16 protein-coding genes, 1 tRNA gene and 1 riboswitch are annotated in these 16777 nt (G+C 63.7%); of the genes, 11 read left to right on the forward strand and 6 right to left on the reverse strand.

What is annotated here, in order from left to right; genetic code table 11:
* Nucleotides 1-2: 2 nt before the first annotated feature.
* The 4 genes from mutY to ACZ41T_RS12560 all read right to left on the reverse strand — a co-directional run bounded on the left by mutY (nucleotide 3) and on the right by ACZ41T_RS12560 (nucleotide 5834).
* On the reverse strand, nucleotides 3-1094 hold the full coding sequence (mutY, locus tag ACZ41T_RS12545; RefSeq protein WP_464921720.1) for an A/G-specific adenine glycosylase: 1092 nt from the start codon (nucleotides 1092-1094) through the stop codon (nucleotides 3-5).
* 128 nt (nucleotides 1095-1222) lie between these two features.
* Complete coding sequence (locus ACZ41T_RS12550; protein WP_464921721.1) at nucleotides 1223-3400, reverse strand: DUF1631 domain-containing protein; 2178 nt, start codon at nucleotides 3398-3400, stop codon at nucleotides 1223-1225.
* Between the two features lie 81 nt (nucleotides 3401-3481).
* A riboswitch (cyclic di-GMP riboswitch) is annotated at nucleotides 3482-3573 on the reverse strand.
* A gap of 90 nt (nucleotides 3574-3663) precedes the next feature.
* Nucleotides 3664-5679 (reverse strand): DUF1631 family protein, encoded by a 2016-nt coding sequence (locus tag ACZ41T_RS12555; protein ID WP_464921722.1) that lies wholly within the window; start codon nucleotides 5677-5679, stop codon nucleotides 3664-3666.
* Nucleotides 5680-5760: 81 nt separating this feature from the next.
* Nucleotides 5761-5834, reverse strand: a tRNA-Gly gene (locus ACZ41T_RS12560).
* 52 nt (nucleotides 5835-5886) lie between these two features.
* Here ACZ41T_RS12560 and thiS point away from each other — a divergent pair.
* From thiS to pgl, 7 genes are all read left to right on the forward strand, one after another.
* Nucleotides 5887-6090 (forward strand): sulfur carrier protein ThiS, encoded by a 204-nt coding sequence (thiS, locus tag ACZ41T_RS12565; protein ID WP_464921723.1) that lies wholly within the window; start codon nucleotides 5887-5889, stop codon nucleotides 6088-6090.
* Nucleotides 6091-6197: 107 nt separating this feature from the next.
* The gene (locus ACZ41T_RS12570) at nucleotides 6198-6986 is read left to right on the forward strand and encodes a thiazole synthase (protein ID WP_464921724.1); all 789 of its coding nucleotides are present in this window, start codon (nucleotides 6198-6200) and stop codon (nucleotides 6984-6986) included.
* 4 nt (nucleotides 6987-6990) lie between these two features.
* Nucleotides 6991-7674 carry a tRNA (guanosine(46)-N7)-methyltransferase TrmB gene (trmB, locus tag ACZ41T_RS12575; RefSeq protein ID WP_464921725.1) on the forward strand — a complete coding sequence of 228 codons (684 nt, stop codon included), beginning with the start codon at nucleotides 6991-6993 and terminating at the stop codon, nucleotides 7672-7674.
* Nucleotides 7675-7704: 30 nt separating this feature from the next.
* Nucleotides 7705-8340 (forward strand): MarC family protein, encoded by a 636-nt coding sequence (locus tag ACZ41T_RS12580; protein WP_464921726.1) that lies wholly within the window; start codon nucleotides 7705-7707, stop codon nucleotides 8338-8340.
* 98 nt (nucleotides 8341-8438) lie between these two features.
* A complete protein-coding gene (gene gnd, locus ACZ41T_RS12585; protein ID WP_464921727.1) occupies nucleotides 8439-9347 on the forward strand; it encodes a phosphogluconate dehydrogenase (NAD(+)-dependent, decarboxylating) in 909 nt (302 codons plus the stop codon).
* A 1-nt stretch (nucleotide 9348) separates the two neighbouring features.
* On the forward strand, nucleotides 9349-10839 hold the full coding sequence (zwf, locus tag ACZ41T_RS12590; protein ID WP_464921728.1) for a glucose-6-phosphate dehydrogenase: 1491 nt from the start codon (nucleotides 9349-9351) through the stop codon (nucleotides 10837-10839).
* Nucleotides 10839-11531, forward strand: a complete 693-nt coding sequence (pgl, locus tag ACZ41T_RS12595; protein ID WP_464921729.1) for a 6-phosphogluconolactonase — start codon at nucleotides 10839-10841, stop codon at nucleotides 11529-11531. The genes zwf and pgl overlap by 1 nt, the downstream gene beginning before the upstream one ends.
* Here pgl and ylqF read toward each other — a convergent pair whose 3' ends face one another.
* Entirely contained in the window at nucleotides 11532-12446 is a 915-nt protein-coding gene (gene ylqF, locus ACZ41T_RS12600) for a ribosome biogenesis GTPase YlqF (RefSeq protein ID WP_464921730.1), read from the reverse strand.
* Nucleotides 12447-12488: 42 nt separating this feature from the next.
* Nucleotides 12489-13889, reverse strand: a complete 1401-nt coding sequence (locus ACZ41T_RS12605) for an aspartate ammonia-lyase (protein WP_464921731.1) — start codon at nucleotides 13887-13889, stop codon at nucleotides 12489-12491.
* Between the two features lie 11 nt (nucleotides 13890-13900).
* On the opposite strand from ACZ41T_RS12605, the gene ACZ41T_RS12610 reads away from it, so the two are divergent.
* Genes ACZ41T_RS12610 through ACZ41T_RS12625 form a run of 4 tightly spaced genes read left to right on the forward strand, consistent with a single transcriptional unit; the run spans nucleotide 13901 to nucleotide 16715 of the window.
* Nucleotides 13901-14398, forward strand: a complete 498-nt coding sequence (locus tag ACZ41T_RS12610; protein WP_464921732.1) for a TlpA family protein disulfide reductase — start codon at nucleotides 13901-13903, stop codon at nucleotides 14396-14398.
* A gap of 27 nt (nucleotides 14399-14425) precedes the next feature.
* Nucleotides 14426-14932, forward strand: coding sequence for a thioredoxin family protein (locus tag ACZ41T_RS12615; protein WP_464921733.1), 507 nt, complete (start codon nucleotides 14426-14428; stop codon nucleotides 14930-14932).
* A complete protein-coding gene (locus tag ACZ41T_RS12620) occupies nucleotides 14929-16194 on the forward strand; it encodes a TolC family protein (RefSeq protein ID WP_464921734.1) in 1266 nt (421 codons plus the stop codon). The genes ACZ41T_RS12615 and ACZ41T_RS12620 overlap by 4 nt, the downstream gene beginning before the upstream one ends.
* Nucleotides 16194-16715 carry an efflux RND transporter periplasmic adaptor subunit gene (locus ACZ41T_RS12625; protein WP_464921735.1) on the forward strand — a complete coding sequence of 174 codons (522 nt, stop codon included), beginning with the start codon at nucleotides 16194-16196 and terminating at the stop codon, nucleotides 16713-16715. The genes ACZ41T_RS12620 and ACZ41T_RS12625 overlap by 1 nt, the downstream gene beginning before the upstream one ends.
* Nucleotides 16716-16777: the final 62 nt, after the last annotated feature.

Here is a 16777-nt window from a genome sequence, read left to right on the forward strand (position 1 = left end):
GCTCAGGTGAGTTCGAGCTGGGCGACCAGCCTGCGTACTGGCGCGGGCAGCGCAGCATCGAGTGCGTCGGCCGGGGACAGCCAGATCTGGCCGGGCCGCGTGGACTGACGCGGTGCAAGCTGCATCTGGACGGGCTGGATATGTAGTTTGAAGTGGGTGAAGCTGTGGCTGAATCGTGGCAGTGCCTGCTGCGCGAGCGTGGTGAAACCGAAGTGGTCATTGCAGTGGGCGGCGGCATCGGCGCACGGGACGAGCTCGGGCAGGCTCCACAAGCCACCCCACACGCCGCGCGTCGGGCGTTTTTCCAGCATCAGTTCGTCCCGGTCAAGCAGCAGCAGCATCAGCACCTGTCTTTCGGGGAGGTTTCTTCGGGGGCGTGGGGTGGGCAATTCGGCGATCCGATGCTGTGTGAATGCAACGCAATCGGTATTGACCGGGCACGCCGGGCAGGCGGGTCGGCTGCGCGTGCAGACGAGCGCGCCGAGGTCCATCATGCCCTGGGTGTAGGCCTCGATGGCATCGCGCGGAAGATACGATTCGGCCAGCTGCCACAGCGCCGTTTCAACGTTTCTGTCGCCGGGCCAGCCGACAATTCCATTGTGGCGCGCCAGCACACGTTTGACGTTGCCATCGAGGATGGCGCAGCGCTGGCCGAATGCCAGCGCTGCAATGGCGGCGGCTGTGGAGCGCCCAACGCCGGGCAGCTGCGCGATGGCGTCAATGCCTTCCGGAAATTTTCCGCCATGATCTGCAACGATGGCGCGTGCAGCGGCATGCAGGTTGCGCGCGCGGCTGTAGTAGCCGAGCCCGCTCCACAGCGCAAGCACCTCATCCTCATGCGCAGCGGCGAGGGCGGGCAGATCGGGGAAGCGCGCGACAAAGCGCTCGAAGTAGGGGATGACCGTGGCGACCTGGGTCTGCTGCAGCATGACTTCCGACAGCCAGATGCGGTAAGGGTTGCGGACAACCTGCCCACAAGGGATGGGTCGCGGTTCTGGAGGCGCTGAAGCGCCAGCAGCCATGCTCTGCCAGGGCAGGGCATGGCGGCCGTGCTGCTGTTGCCAGCGGATGATGCGAGAGGAAAAGGATTTCACCCCGGCAGGGTAGCTGGGGCGGATGGGTGAATCAATGGGAGTGCTGAAAGCACCCGCAAGGGTCAGGCTGTGGTTGTCCCCGCGAAGAGGGTGGCTCTAAGGCCGATGCATCGGCAACGGCTGCACGCTCAGGCGTGGCTGAGTTTCTGGCGGAACAGTTTCATCAGCTTGCCGAATGCCGACTCGGTGATGGACTTGCGCTCGACCAGCACCGCTTCGCCGCGGCGCAGCTTGTCGGCCAGGCGGTTCTGACTGATGGAGAAGCTGTTCATGCCGTCCTGGTCCGAGAACAGATAGGTGTTCTTGATACTGCTGGCCCAGCCCAGCCGTGCCCAGCGGAAGGTGCCGTCGTCGTAGTGGAATTCCACCCAGTCGCCCTTGTTCAGGGTGCGGGTGCGCAGGGTGAATTCATCTTCCGCCTCGGCTGCGGGTTCTGTCGAGGCGGACTCGGCAGCAGCAGGGACGGGCGCCAGTTCCTCGATTTCTTCGGGCGTGATGTCTGGCAGCGGCACCGGTTGGGCGTTGGGGCGCACCGCGTTGGCGTGCAGAATGACCAGGGTGGCAAAGAAACGGTCGTTGAGCTTTTGCGGCAGATCGATTTCTGCCACGCCCTCGCGCAGCCGTTTCAGCAATCCGGGCAGTATGCGCACCAGCATCAGCCGCGCGTCCATGTCAGCCTTGGGTTGCACGCTCCATACCAGTTCGCGCATGGTTTCGACGTGGCTGTTGAAATGTGCGCCCTGCTCGCCTTCGTTGATGTAATCGAGGGTCAGCAACTGAGCCCAGTCGCGCCGCAAAAATTCACGCAAGGCGTCCACCACCGGCTGGTCATTGAGCGCACGGTTGATGAAATCGTGCACGATTACCGGCGCGAACTCTGTGCGCTCGGACTGCTTGATCTGGGCAATATCCTGCTGCAGGCCGGCGTCGACGATTTCTTCCAGCGTGTTTTCCAGCAGGTTGCCCATGGCCTCCAGTTCCGCGGCGGCGGAATCGAATACGCCGATATCCTGTTCGAAACATTCGAGCACCCGGCTGACCACTTGCGAAATGGCTTCCAGCCGCGCATTGCCTGCCTCGTTGTCGGGCAGGTGGACAGCCAGCGTGGCGATCGCATCCAGCATGCGGCGAACCGGATGTTTCGATTGCGAGAAGAAATTGCGGTCCAGCATCGCCGCCTTCAGCACAGGAATCTGCAGGCGCGCGATTTGCGCCTTGAGATGATCCGGGATGGCTGCGTCATCGAACACCACGTCGAACAGCATTGCCACGGCATCGACCAGCACCGCATCGAGTGGGCTTGCTGCCTGCATTACCGGGCTTTGTTGCAAGTTGCGCAGCACGTTCTGGATGGTGGCGGTTTCCAGCAGGGGCAGCTTGAGGTGGCCGCTACCGGGTAGCATCATGGCGCCGGATTGCAGTTGCCCGAGCGAGTCGAGCAGGCTGAATCCGGCCAGACTTGCTGCCGCGCCGCCCGCTTCCCCCCCTGCTGCGCTGCTGCTGCCTTGCGCCAGTTGTTCGAACAGCCTGAACATGTCGCCGCCCGCCTGCCCCTGCATGGCCGGAGCGGGGCCAGTTGCAGCGGGGCTGTTTTGGGCTGCGCCGTGCGCCCGGCTTTTCGCGCCGACCTTGATGTCGGGCAGGATGCCGCGGTCGATCAGGTAATGGTTGATGGACTGGTAGATGTTCGCGAGTTCGGTGGTCAGCACCAGATCGAATTGGTTCAACAGCACGATTTGTATGTTTTGTTCAAGCTGCATGCGGGTGATGCCGTCCAGCAGCGCTTCGCACAGCGCGCGTGGGCCGAGCGGACTGTCGTTTTCGGACAGGTCCGAGCGGCCCAACAGATGGGCGATGCGGGCATCCAGGGCGACCAGCTCTTCGGCGCAGTTGTAGCGCAGTCGCGAGGTGGCCTTGTCGACCGCCAGCGTGATTTCGTAATCCTGGTCGTCCACCAGGGACAGCTCGAGCAGTTCGGCGCCGGCGGATTTTTCGCGGTTATGGGCAAAATCGTTGAAAGTCTGGCAGTAAGCATCTTTGCAGGCACTCAGCAATTCATTGGTCCGCGTGTTGAGGATGCCCTGGGCGTTGTAATACGAATTGCGCGTATCCAGCAGCGGCGAGCGGTCGGCCATCGCCAGCAGGGTGTTTTCCATCGCCTCGGACTGCCGGGTCAGCACACGGGTCGCGCCTTCGATCAGCAAGTCGCGGCAGCCGTACAGAGCGGACAGGGTCTCGGCGGAGACCTGTGTGCGGCGAGTACGCTCGAACTGACTGAGGTTAACTACGACTGAGTTTTCTGGCATCTCGCGCTCCATGGGGTCACCTCGCGGTATCGGCGGTTGGCTGACCTGGGAACGGGGTGGCGTGCGCGTGACAGGAATGCTGCCGGCGGCTCCGCTATCTCGGCCGCCTGCAGCGGGAACTGAGACCGGTAACTTTGCGTCCCCGTCTCGCGGCGGGTTTGCCCTGTTCGGTGGTCGGCGATCGTGCCTGAAAATCGACACACAACCGCACAATTAATCTATCGGCAGGGACGCGGGAAACTTTAGGGTGTGGATTGAAAATATCAGCCGGGACTGGTCGACAAGGTTTTCTTGAGGCACAGCATGGCTTTGCCGGTGAGTGACTGCTCCGGAATGGATGCGCGGCCAGCACGGATCTCAGTCGCGAGCCGCGTGTGGTCGAGCGAAAATCGTTGCTCGCCTTCGCCGCTGCAGAAAAGCAGATGGCCATGCACGCCGACCCAGGCCACGCGCGCCGCCGCCAGACCTTCGCAAGGCGGCTCGAAATCCACCCAGTCGCCTTCGCGTAATTGCTGCGTCCGTTGCAGGACGGGATCATCGGCCGGCGTATCCGCAAACTGGCGGGCAAGCGATTCGATTTGCTGCTGCGAGACGCGCCGGGGTGTAAACGTGCTGAGCACCGCTTCGCGTTGACCCAGGGCGGGGCGAATCCAGCATTCCTGGGTGGCGGTGATGGCGCTGAAAAAATCTTTCAACTGCCCGGGCTCGGCCCCTTGTGCCAGCAGCCCGCCCCGTAGCGCGGTGTTGATGGATGGAATCGACTGTAGCCGGGCCTCGCGCGTGGCGTCACTTTGCGGCGCCTGTAGGCTGAGAAAAAGCTGTAGCAGGGTGTGGCAGGCTGCGCGCCAGTCTGGCCCCTCGCCGGATTCGGCCACATACAGCGAGGCCATGTGCGGCACCCAGGCCGCTTCCAGTCGCCGCAACACCGATTCCGGCGCGGGGTAGCGTTCGGTCAGGTCGTGCAGGTTCTCCAGGGCCAACAGAGTGCCCAGTTCCCGGCGTTCGATTTGCTCCAGATGCGCCACTTCGGCAGCAAGCCTGGCTTTCGCGTGCGCATTCTTGTCGGCCAGCCAGGCGGCCAGGCTGTTGTGCGCCTGCGTAAAGGCGCCGGCTGGATGTCCGGGATCGTCGAGGATGGCGGCGCAGTGGGTCTCGATTTGTTCAAGCGCAGGAACGTGCGAGGGGGCGTACTCTGGGAAGCGGCGCGAGAACAGCCCCGCCAGATCGATCAACTGGCGTGCCGGATGCTGGTCGTCGCTGAAAAAATCGGGTGCGACGAGGGCGACCCGCAAGGTCGGGATTTGCAGTTGAGCGATCGCGGCCTTGTAACGCGGCGACATGGCCGGATCGTCGAGGATGCACTCGAACAGCCCGGTCACGGCTTCCAGCACCGCGAGATCCAGTGCGCCCGTACCGACGCGGCGCGCATCCTGCTGCACCGGCTGCAGAATGCGCGTGGCGGCAGCCGGCGCGCCAGGCGGACGGGTTTGCCAGCCTGCCAGGCTGTCGATCAGGCGGCGCGGCATGGGCGGGAACCCGTCTGCCGGGCCGGTTTCGCCCGCATGCGCGGCCACAGACTGGATATGCGCCAGGATGGCCTGCCCGGCGCCGGCTTGCGTTCGTCGCGGCGGAGGAACCGCATGCGCGACGGGGAGTTCAGGGGTGTTCTGTGCGTACAGAAATTGATTGAGCGCGGTGTAGGTATGTTTGAGCGTGTCGAGCAGGGGGGCGGCGGCACACTGGAGCAGAAGGGTGCCGCACTGTGACTCGATGTCCAGCGTATCGAGTGCGCGCGACAGGGCGCGAATGATCGGCAGCGGACCATAGGCATCGACGTGATCCTGATCTTCCAGTGCAATTCGCCGCACCGCCCGCAATCGGCCGAACAGCAGCAACATGTCCGCACGCAGGACCTCAATCAGTTGGGCGGCGGCTTTTTCTTCCGCCAGCTGCCGCTTGAGCGCGTCGTCGTCCAGCAGTTGCAGTTCGGCTGGACGGCTGTCATGGCGCTGGGTAAACGTTTCGGGCCGGGCGAGATGACGGCGGAACTGATCGGCAAATGCAGTGGATAAAGCATCCGGACGGGTATTGAGCCAGTCCAGGCAAGTCTGCCCGGTTGCGATGGCTGTAGGCGCCATCTGTGCCGAAATGGCGCGTAAAAGGGTGTCCTGAAGCGGAGCATGGCTGCGCTGAAAAAAATTATCCAGCGCCTGCGTCATGCGCACATCGACTTCGCGTAACAGCGCGGCAGGAGCAAGGGGGGTGGATTGGATATTCATGGCCTGATTGCAATAACGGCCATGGAGAACAATTTATTGAACCGAGGCTGGCGGCCAGATGACATGTCTGCAAGCAGCGTTTGGAGCGGGCGAAGGGAATCGAACCCTCCTCATGAGCTTGGGAAGCTCAGGTAATGCCACTATACGACGCCCGCGCGGTAGAATTCGGCATGATACTGAAACTCATGTCCCACGGATAGAAAAGAAGTGATTGAACTGGTCATCAATGGCGAAACCCGCAGTTTTCCTGCGCCGCTTACCCTGAGTCAACTGATCGAGTCGCAGGACTTGACGGGAAAACGCATCGCTGTCGAAAGAAATGGCGAGATCGTCCCGCGCAGCCGGCATGCCAGCACCTCGCTGGTCAGCGGCGACCGCCTGGAAATCGTCGTCGCTGTCGGCGGCGGCTGAAACGGGTGAGGCGTGAGGGGTAAGGGGTGAGGTGCGAAGCCCAGCCTGAGTCCTTCCTTCTCATCCCCGTGTCTTACCCCTTACCCCTCACGCCTCACCTGAATTTTATGAACCCTCTCGTCATCGCCGGAAAATCCTATGCCTCCCGTCTGCTGGTCGGCACCGGCAAGTACCAGGATTTCGAACAGACCCGCCGCGCGGTCGAGGCCTCGGGCGCGGAAATCGTCACCGTCGCCATCCGCCGCACCAATATCGGCCAGGATGCCGGCCAGCCCAGCCTGCTCGACGCGCTGCCGCCGTCGAGATACACCTATCTGCCCAACACTGCCGGCTGCTACACGGCGGACGACGCGATCCGCACGCTGCGTCTGGCGCGCGAACTGCTCGATGGCCATGCGCTGGTCAAACTGGAGGTGCTGGGCGACGCCGAATCGCTCTATCCCAACGTGGCCGAAACGATCAAGGCCGCCGAGGTGCTGGTGAAGGATGGTTTCCAGGTGATGGTCTACACGTCGGACGACCCCATCGCCGCCAAACAGCTGGAAGACATCGGCTGCGTCGCGGTGATGCCGCTGGCGAGCCTGATCGGCTCCGGCATGGGCATCCTCAATCCGTGGAACCTGCAGATCATCATCGACCGTCTTTCGGTGCCGGTGATCGTCGACGCCGGCGTCGGCACTGCCAGCGACGCCACCATCGCGATGGAGCTCGGCTGCGACGCGGTGCTGATGAATACCGCGATCGCCGGCGCCGGCAATCCGGTGCTGATGGCCTCGGCGATGAAGAAGGCGGTGGAAGCCGGGCGCGAGGCCTTCCTGGCCGGCCGCATGCCGAAGAAAATCTACCAGGCCAGTCCCAGTTCGCCGACCAGCGGCCTCATTACCGGTAGCAAATAACAGCATGACGACCGACACCGGTGCGCACCCGCGCATTCGTTCCTATGTGCTGCGCGCCGGGCGCGTCGGTTCCGGCCAGGCGCGCGCGCTGGCCGAGATCGGGCCGCAGTTCATGCTGCCGTACCAGTCCGGCTTGCTCGATCTCGATGCCGCCTTCGGCCGCAGTGCCCCCCGCATCCTGGAAATTGGTTTCGGCATGGGCGAGGGGCTGGCCGGGATTGCCGCTGCCCATCCCGAGAACGACTATCTCGGCGTCGAGGTCCATACGCCCGGCGTGGGTGCGCTCCTGAAGCAGCTCGGCGAGCGCGGCCTCACCAACGTGCGCGTCATTCAGTACGACGCCGTCGAGGTGCTGACCTGCATGCTGGCGCCGGCCAGCCTCGCCGGCATCCACATCTTCTTTCCCGACCCCTGGCACAAAAAGCGCCACCACAAGCGCCGCCTGGTCCAGCCACCGTTGGTGAGCCTGCTGGCCAGCCGCCTGCAGCCTGGCGGCTATATTCATCTGGCGACTGACTGGCAGGACTACGCCGAGCAGATGCTGGCGGTGCTCGGTGCCGAGCCGCTGCTCGCCAACACCGTGGCGGATTACGCGCCGCGCCCCGACACCCGCCCGCTCACCAAATTCGAGCAGCGCGGCATCCGTCTGGGCCATGGCGTATGGGACCTGGTGTTTCGCCGGGCCTGATTCGTACCGTCATGCGGCTATGATGCCGGCATGGACATCCTTGCCCTCGTCAAATCCACATTCGCGCTGTTTGCCATCGTCGACCCGGTCGGCGTCATTCCTCTTTTCTTCCTCGCCACCCAGGGCTATACGCTGGCGCAACGTCACGCAGCAGCGCGAATTGCAGCGCTGACAGTGCTGGGCGTGCTGACACTGTTTACCTTCGCCGGCGAGCCCTTGCTGCTGTTTTTCGGTATCCGCCTTGCTGCCTTCTCGGTGGCGGGCGGCCTGCTGCTGCTGTTGCTGGCGCTGTCGATGGTGGGGGCGCAAATCAGCCCGCAGCGGCAGACCGAGGACGAGGCGCAGGAGGCAGAAGAGAAGGATTCGGTCGGTGTGGTGCCGCTGGGGGTGCCGCTGCTGGCGGGGCCGGGTGCGATCACCCATGTGATCGTGGCGGCGGGCGCGGCGCAGGGCGATGCGCTGCATCAAGGTCTGCTGCTGATCCCGGTGGTGCTGGTTGCCCTGTCGGTATGGCTGGCGTTTCGTGCCGCGCCGATGATCGCGCGGCGCCTTGGAAAAACCGGGATTCATGTCGTCACGCGCCTGATGGGGCTGATCATCGCGGCGATCTCGGTCGAGATGATCGCGAGCGGCCTGGGCAAGCTGTTTCCGGGCTTGCTGGCTTGACAGAGTGTGCACTCTTCTGTCACCCCCGCGTTCTATGATGTATCCATAGTGGGCACGATTGCCGTGCCGGCCAGGCATTCATTTTCAAGGAGTCGAGTATGGAATTCGGTATCGTCGGACTGGGCCGCATGGGCGGTAACATGGCGCGGCGCCTGGCGCGCAAGGGTATCAGGATCGCGGTTCACAACCGCAGCCATGCGGTGAGCGAGGCCATCGCGGCGGAAACCGGCCATCTCGCCAGCGCCACCCTGCAGGAAATGGTGGCTGCCCTGCAGGCGCCGCGTGTTGTCTGGCTGATGCTGCCGGCGGGCGAGGCGAGCGCCGCCGCGCTCGAGTCGCTGCTGCCCTTGCTGGCGCCGGGCGATCTTGTCGTCGACGGTGCGAATGCGCACTTCAAGGACGATGCGCCGCGCGCGGTGCGTTGCGCAGAATATGGCGTCGAGTTTGCCGACGCCGGCGTCTCGGGCGGCGTATGGGGGCTCGACAACGGTTACTGCATCATGTTCGGCGGCAGCAATGCGGCGGCTGCGCGCCTGAAGCCCTACATGGAAGCGTTGGCGCCGACGCCGACCACCGGCTGGCTGCATACCGGTCCGGTGGGATCGGGACATTACGTCAAGATGGTTCACAACGGCATCGAGTACGGCATGATGCAGGCCTTCGCCGAGGGCTTTGCGCTGATGCAGGCCAAGCCCGATTTCGCCCTCGACCTGGCAGCGATCGCCGAATTGTGGCGTCACGGTAGCGTGGTGCGCTCGTGGCTGCTGGATCTGATGACGGATTTTCTGGCACAGGATCAGACGCTCGAATCTATCGAGCCTTTCGTGTCGGATTCTGGCGAGGGCCGCTGGACGACGCTCGCATCGGTCGAGCAGGGTGTGCCGACGCCGGTGATGACGCTCGCGCTGATGATGCGCTTCGCCACTCAGGGCAGGAACGATTACGCGGCAAAAATGCTGGCCAAGATGCGCCAGGGCTTTGGCGGCCACGCCGTCAAGGAGGGCTGAGATGAACCTGGGCAAGAACGATTCGGCAGATAATCTGCCGTGTACATTTGTAATTTTTGGTGCGACTGGAAACCTCGCGTCCAACAAGCTCCTGCCCGCGCTGTATCACCTGGAAGCTGCTGCACGGCTGACGGAGTCGCTCACGATCATCGCATTTTCGCGGCGCGACTGGACGACGGAAGTTTGGCGTGAGCACATGCGAAAAACGCTCGCGGGCAACATCAAGGGCTCGCTCGATACGCCGGTGTTCGAACGCTTCATTGCGCGCTTCAGCTATTTCAAGGGCGACCTCAACGACATCGCCGCCTACCGCGCGCTGGCCGAGCGGCTGCCGCCCGAATCGGCGTGCTCGAGCGCGGTGTTCTACCTTGCCATCAAGCCGGCGGAATTCGGTGCGGTGATCCAGAACCTTGAAGCCGCGGGGCTCAACAAGCCACGCGGCCTGCACCGGGTGGTGATCGAAAAGCCGTTTGGTGAAGACCTCGAGTCGGCGCAGATGCTCAATCGCCTGCTGCACCAGCATTTCGACGAGGAGCAGGTGTACCGCATCGATCACTTTCTTGGCAAGGAAACGGTGCAGAACCTGCTCGTCTTCCGCTTCGCCAACACGCTGATCGAGCCCCTGTGGAACCGCAACTTCATCGACCATGTGCAGATCACCGTGGCCGAGTCGATCGGCATCGAGAATCGTGCCGACTACTACGATCGCGCCGGCGCGCTGCGCGACATGCTACAAAACCATTTGATGCAGTTGCTGACCGTGGTCGCGATGGAGCCGCCCGTTGCGCTCGAAGCCGACGCGCTGCAGGACGAGAAGGTGAAGGTGCTGCGCTCGATCCGCCCGATCGCCAAGCGTGCGGTGCACGCACATGCGCTGCGCGCGCAATACACGCGTGGCACCATCGATGGCAAGCCCGTGGTCGGCTACCAGCAGGAAGAAAACGTCGAGCTGAATTCCATCACCGAAACCTTTGTCGCCGCCAAGTTCTACATTGATAACTGGCGCTGGCGCGGGGTGCCGTTTTACTTGCGCACCGGCAAGCGCATGCCGCACCAGACCTCGATGATCGCGATCCGCTTCCGCCATCCGCCGCAGCAGCTGTTCCGCGAAACTCCGCTCGAGTCGGTCGATCCCAACTGGATCCTGCTATCGATCCAGCCCGACGAATCGATGCGCATGGAAATCCACGTCAAGCAGCCCGGGCTCGACATGGACACCCGTCTGATGCAGATGAACGCGAGTTTCCTGAAGACCGATGAGCAGACGCTCGACGCCTACGAAACCCTGTTGCTCGACGTCATCGAGGGCGACCGTTCGCTGTTCCTGCGCTTCGACGAAATCGAATGGGCGTGGCGGGTGGTCGATCCCATCCTCAATCACTGGGCGATCGAGCGCGAATACATCCCGACCTATCCCGCCGGTAGTTGGGGGCCGGCCGATGCCAACCGTCTGTTCGACAGCGACGATCAAATCTGGCGCAACGAATTGTGATGTTGCCCGAATGGCGGGTGTTTGCCGATGCCGACGCGCTCGTGGCGGCGCTGGCCGATGCGCTGCGCATGGAGGCTGAAACCGCTATCGCCGCGCGCGGCGTGTTCCATCTGGTGCTGGCGGGCGGCACCACCCCGCTGGCGCTCTATCGCGCGCTGGCTGACCGGCGCGCGGGCGATGCGCGTTGGCAGGTCTGGTACGGCGACGAGCGCTACCTGCCAGCCGGCCATCCCGAGCGCAACAGCGTCATGATCGAAGCCGCCTGGCTTGCCGCGTCAAGCATCTCGCCCGAAAACCGTCGCCCGATCCCGGCCGAACGCGGTGCGCGCGAGGCCGCCGCGGCGTATGGCGAGTGGCTGGAAGGCGTGGGCGATTTCGATGTCGTGCTGCTCGGCATGGGCGAGGATGGCCATACCGCCAGCCTTTTTCCCGGACACGATTGGGGCGCTGCGCCAGGCAGCCCCGACGTACTCGCTGTCCTCGACGCGCCGAAACCGCCGCCGGAACGCGTAAGCCTGTCGGTGGCGCGACTGAATCGCAGTCAGCGCGTGTGGTTCGTAATCACCGGTCCGGGCAAGCGGGAAGCACTGACGCGCTGGAAAAACGGCGAGACGCTGCCGGTATCTACGGTGCGGGGCAAATTGGACACCGTGGCCTGGCTGGACGCAGCAGCCTGGCCGGCAGAGGAATAATCAGTCGGTGGCGTCGGATTTCGACGCCGCCGTTTTTTTGGGCGTGCTCGTCGCTGCCGCGAGCATCGCCTGCCGTGTCGCCGGCGTTTCCAGGCTGATGCGGCCGAGCATGCCGCTGCGGTAATCGGTGAGCAGGATCATCGCCGCTTTCTCCAGGTCGAGCTCGCCGCCGCGTCCTTTCAGGATGCAGCCGCGTTTTTTCGCCACCGCCTCCAGCACCCCGGTCGCATCGAGTCCTTCCAGGGCAAAGCCGTAGCGCGCCTTCAGCAGGGCCGGATAGCGCTCCAGCAGGATGCCGGCCAGAAACACCGCCACCTCCTCGTCGATCACTGCATTGCGGCCGATCGCGTGGCTGGCCGCCAGCATGAAGCCGTCGGTGTCGTGCTCGATCTTCGGCCAGGTCATCCCCGGCGTGTCGACCAGGATCAGGCGCGGCGACAGGTTGATGCGCTGTTGCGATTTGGTCACCGCCGGTTCGTCGCCTACCGCCGCGACCTTGCGCTTCACCCAGGTGTTCATCAGCGTCGACTTGCCGACGTTGGGGATGCCCATGATCATCAGGCGTAGCGGCTTGAAGGTGTCGTCGCGGTGCGGCGCCAGCTTCTGCGCCAATGTCGGCAGCTTGGCCACGTCGGATGCTTTCTTGGCGGAAATCGCCACCGCCAGCACGCCGGGCTGCCTGTTGAAATAGTCGAGCCAGGCGCGTGTCGCCTCCGGGTCGGCCAGATCGGCCTTGTTCAACAGCTTGAGGCAGGTGCGCTGGCGATGCAGACGCAGCTCGTGAATCATCGGATTGCTGCCCGCTTCCGGCAGGCGGGCGTCGAGCACCTCGACCACCACGTCGATCTGCGCCATCGTCTCCGCGGCCTTCTTGCGCGCGGTGGTCATGTGACCGGGGAACCACTGGATAGGCATGGGATGTGTCGTATCAGGAAAGGCGCAGCATTATCCCACCCCTCAACCCGCACCGCCTCCGCTGCCCATCCCATGCGCCGCCTGCAGCACCAGCGTATCGAAATCCGCTGCGCTCATGAGCCCGCGTTCGGCGACGATGTCGCGCACCGGTCGGCCGGATTTTTCCGATTCCTTGGCGACTTCGGCGGCCTGGTTGTAGCCGATCTGCGTGTTGAGCAGGGTGGCGAGCGCGACGCTCTGGTGGATGAAGAAGGCGCACCTTTCGCGGTTGACGACGATGCCCTTGAGGTTCTTTTCGGTGGTTGCGTTCATCGCATTGGTGAGCCAGTCCATGGCGTCGAACAGCGCGCTGCCGAGCGCCGGCATCATTACGTTGAGTTCCATCTGCCCGGCCTGCACCATGAACGAGACGGCGGCGTCCTGTCCCAGCACCTGGTAGCACACCTGGTTCAGCATCTCGAACATCACCGGGTTGACCTTGCCGGGCATGATGGAAGACCCCGGTTGCACCGGCGGCAGCTGGATTTCGCCAAGACCCGTACGCGGGCCGGAGGCGAGCAGGCGCAGGTCGTTGGAGATGCGGGTGAGTTCGAGCGCGAGGTTGCGGATTTCACCCGACAGCCGCGCGAGGTCGTTCATCGACTGCATCTGCGCGACCAGCTGGCCGACGCGGATAGGTTCGCCGGTGAGCTTCGCCAGTTCGGCAGCAGCGCGCGTCGCGTAGTCGGGCGAGGTGTTGAGCCCGGTGCCGGCGGCGGAGCCGCCCAGGCCGATTTCGCACAGCGCCGGGCGCACCGCGTCGAGCGCGGCGGCGCAGCGGGAAAGCGTCCACGCATAGCCGGCGAATTCCTGCCCCAGGGTAGTCGGCACCGCATCCTGCAGATGGGTGCGGCCGGATTTCACCGTGTCCTTCTCGCGCTCGGCCAGGCGGCTGAATTCGGCAGCCATGCCGTGCACTGCCGCGGTCAGGCGCGGCAGCTTGGCCAGTACGGCGAGGCGTATTGCAGTGGGAATGGTGTCGTTGGTCGACTGCCCCATGTTGACGTCGTCGTTGGGATTGACCGGCTGGTACGCGCCTTTTTCGCCGCCCAGCGCCACGCTGGCGAGATTGGCGATGACTTCGTTGCTGTTCATGTTGTGGCTGGTGCCGGCGCCCGCCTGGAAGCGGTCGACCACGAACTGATCGGCATGCTCGCCGGCGATGATTTTCTCGCAGACAGCGACGATGGCATCGCATTTTTCTTCGGACAGCCAGCCGGGTTGGCAGTTGGCGTGCGCGGCGGCAAGCTTGATCCGCACGTGCGCTAGTACGAAATCATCATCCGGGTGGCGTCCGGAAATGGGAAAATTGGCGACAGCGCGTGCAGTCTGTGCGCCATACCACGCGTCCCTGGGAACCTTGACCTCGCCGAGCGAGTCTTTCTCAATGCGAAATTCGTTCATGGTGGAAAATAATGCAGACGTTACAAAGCGTTCGATTTTATCCGATGTGGCTGGCCGGATTGCTGTTGGCGCTTGCGTCGTCGTCGTGGGTGCAGGCAGCGGATTTCAAAGTGACCGATACCGATGGCAAGATCCACACGCTGTCCGGCTACAAGGGGAAATGGGTGTTGGTGAATTACTGGGCGACCTGGTGCCCGCCTTGCCTGGAGGAAATTCCCGACCTGATTGCGCTGCATGGGGACAAAAAGAACAACCTCGTCGTCATCGGCGTGGCCATGGATTACCGAAATGCCAGGCAGGTGACCGATTTTGCCAACGGCCTGCTGGTTGACTACCCCATCGTGCTGGGCACCCCGGAGATCGTGAGACAGATCGGGCCGGTGCAGGGTTTGCCGACCACCTACCTGTATAACCCGGACGGTAAAATGGTCGCACAGCAAGTGGGCTTGATTACCCGCGCGGCAGTGGAAAGCTACATCGCCGGCAAACCGGCCCGCCCAAAAAAATAACACTACCTGCAAACCAAGGAGACATCCATGCGCCAGCTGCTTATCGTGTTTTTCATGCTTTTTTCTGCATCTGCCTGGGCGGAAACGCGCGATCCAGCCAACCATTTTTTCCAGCCCAAATTCGGCGATTTTCAGGCCGATCTGCAGGAAGCCAAAAAGCAGGGCAAGAAAGGTATTTTCCTGTTTTTCGAAATGGACGACTGTCCGTTTTGCGAGCGCATGAAGACCACCATTCTCAACCAGGCCGAGGTGCAGGATGCCTTTCGCGCAAAATTTCTGGTGTATTCGATCGACGTCAACGGCGATACCGAAATGACCGATTTCCAGGGCAAGGACACCAGCGAAAAGGCCTTCGCCTTTGCAAACCGCGTGCGTGCCACGCCGACGCTCCTGTTCTTCGACCTCGACGGCAAGCTGATTACGCGCCACACCGGCCCCACCAAGGACAAAGCCGAGTTCCTGCTGCTCGGCCGGTATGCCGCGGAGGGCGCCTACGCGACCCAGCCCTTCGCCAAGTATAAGCAAGGTAAATGAGGCGCGCCGCGTGGAGTGCGCTGCTGGCGTGTGCGTTGTCCGCCACGGCGGCGGCGGAACGGTTGACGCTGGACGAGGCGCTGGCGGCGGTGAGCGCCGCCCATCCTGACCGCCGCGTGGCGGAGAGCGAGCTGGCGCTGTCGCGCGCCGACCGTGAACAGGCGGCAAGCCGGCAGGATTTCAGCCTGTTTCTGGACGGCAGCCTGCGTAGGGGACGCCAGCCCGATGACGACTGGAAGCCCGACAATATCGGCCGCATCGTGGCGCGCAAGCCCTTGCTCGATTTCGGCCGCAGTAGCCAGGCGGTCGCTGCGGCGGACCAGGAGATCGCAGCCCGCCAGGCAGCGCTCTTCAATGTCGAGAACCTGCGCCGCATCGACATCATGGCGCGCTACTTCGACGTACTGCTGGCCGACCAGCAGTACGTCGTCGACAACGAGTTCATGACAGTGGCCTATCTCGACTGGGACAAGGCCAGAGAACGTTTCGAGCTGGGAATCGGCAGCCGTCCCGATCTGTTGCGGCTGGAAGCGTTCTACCAGGACTGGCGTGAACGCCGCAGCGCCAGCCAGCTGCGCATGCGCAGCACACGGCAGAAACTGACCCATACTATTTATCGCCCCGGCAAGCTGCCCACCGAACTGGTCGATCCCGAACTTAAGGACAACGCCCGGCCGCTGCCGGAATATGAATCCCTGCTGCCCTGGGTGATGGCCAGGAACCCGCGCGTACTGACGCTGCAGGCGCAGGCAGGGGCGGCAGACGCGCGGCTTGCCGCTGTGCGTGCGGAGCGCAATCCGACCCTGGATGCTGAAGTGATCGGCGGCGGTTATAGCCGCGAATCGACCACCCGCGACGAACTCAGCGCGGGGCTGGTGTTCAACATTCCTCTTTATCAGGGCAGGCGCGTGGATGCCCGGATGGAACGCGAACGGGCGCAAAAGGAGCGCAGCGTCGCCGAACTTGAAAAACTCAAGCTTGACCTGGCGGACACCCTGCTCGCCACGCTGCAGGAGATCGAATGGCTGCGTGACAGCAGCCGTCCCGCCGCCGGCAAACAGATGGAATACCGCGACTGGGCGCTGGAGCGCGCGCGCGCCGAATACGAGCTTGAACTGAAAACCAATCTGGGAAGCAGCATGGCCGAAACCCAGGCGGCGCAGCTGCGCCACAAACAGGTCGAATACCGCCTGGCGCTCGCGCTCGCCCGGCTGGAAGCATTGTCCGGCGGCAGCCTGCCGCCTGTTGAGGGAGCACAGTAATGAAGCAACGCATTGTGGCGATCGCACTCGCCGGGCTTTGCCTGGGAGGGGGCGGCCCGCTATGGGCGGCAGGGCAGGTCGAACTCACCACCCGCGTGTCAGGCGTGGTCGAGGAAGTCCTGGTGAAGCCCGGCCAGCGCGTGAAGAAAGGCGCGGTGCTGCTGCGTCTCGACAAGACCGTGCTGCAGGCCCGGCTCGACGAAGCGACGGCGGATCAGACGCGGGCGGATGCCGACGAGGAGGATGCCGGCCGCGAACTGGAGCGGGCGGAGGAACTGTTCAACCGCACCGTGTCGTCGACCAGCGAACTCGAAGCGGCCACGCTACGCCACACGCGCGCGAAAGCCGCCCTGTCGACCGCCATTGCGCGCCGCGTGATTGCGCAGAAGAACCTCGCCGACGCCGAACTCAGGGCGCCGTTCAACGGTGTTGTCCGTTCGGTGCCGGGCGGGCCGGGCACCGTGGTGACGGCGGACTGCCTGCCGAAGCCGCTGGTTGTCCTGGATTCGGTCCAGCCCTGATCCACCGGGTCGAGGCGGGGCCCATGCGCCCGGCGTGAATGCCACTGCCACCCTGCGGTCAC

Source organism: Thiobacillus thiophilus (assembly GCF_055378705.1).

Bases quoted from the DNA above. Each gene is read 5' to 3' on its own strand.
- ACZ41T_RS12550 (WP_464921721.1), bottom strand. From the start codon at position 3,400: ATGCCAGAAAACTCAGTCGTAGTTAACCTCAGTCAGTTCGAGCGTACT.
- ACZ41T_RS12555 (WP_464921722.1), bottom strand. From the start codon at position 5,679: ATGAATATCCAATCCACCCCCCTTGCTCCTGCCGCGCTGTTACGCGAA.
- ACZ41T_RS12570 (WP_464921724.1), top strand. From the start codon at position 6,198: ATGAACCCTCTCGTCATCGCCGGAAAATCCTATGCCTCCCGTCTGCTG.
- trmB (WP_464921725.1), top strand. From the start codon at position 6,991: ATGACGACCGACACCGGTGCGCACCCGCGCATTCGTTCCTATGTGCTG.
- ACZ41T_RS12580 (WP_464921726.1), top strand. From the start codon at position 7,705: ATGGACATCCTTGCCCTCGTCAAATCCACATTCGCGCTGTTTGCCATC.
- gnd (WP_464921727.1), top strand. From the start codon at position 8,439: ATGGAATTCGGTATCGTCGGACTGGGCCGCATGGGCGGTAACATGGCG.
- zwf (WP_464921728.1), top strand. From the start codon at position 9,349: ATGAACCTGGGCAAGAACGATTCGGCAGATAATCTGCCGTGTACATTT.
- pgl (WP_464921729.1), top strand. From the start codon at position 10,839: ATGTTGCCCGAATGGCGGGTGTTTGCCGATGCCGACGCGCTCGTGGCG.
- ylqF (WP_464921730.1), bottom strand. From the start codon at position 12,446: ATGCCTATCCAGTGGTTCCCCGGTCACATGACCACCGCGCGCAAGAAG.
- ACZ41T_RS12605 (WP_464921731.1), bottom strand. From the start codon at position 13,889: ATGAACGAATTTCGCATTGAGAAAGACTCGCTCGGCGAGGTCAAGGTT.
- ACZ41T_RS12610 (WP_464921732.1), top strand. From the start codon at position 13,901: ATGCAGACGTTACAAAGCGTTCGATTTTATCCGATGTGGCTGGCCGGA.
- ACZ41T_RS12615 (WP_464921733.1), top strand. From the start codon at position 14,426: ATGCGCCAGCTGCTTATCGTGTTTTTCATGCTTTTTTCTGCATCTGCC.
- ACZ41T_RS12620 (WP_464921734.1), top strand. From the start codon at position 14,929: ATGAGGCGCGCCGCGTGGAGTGCGCTGCTGGCGTGTGCGTTGTCCGCC.
- ACZ41T_RS12625 (WP_464921735.1), top strand. From the start codon at position 16,194: ATGAAGCAACGCATTGTGGCGATCGCACTCGCCGGGCTTTGCCTGGGA.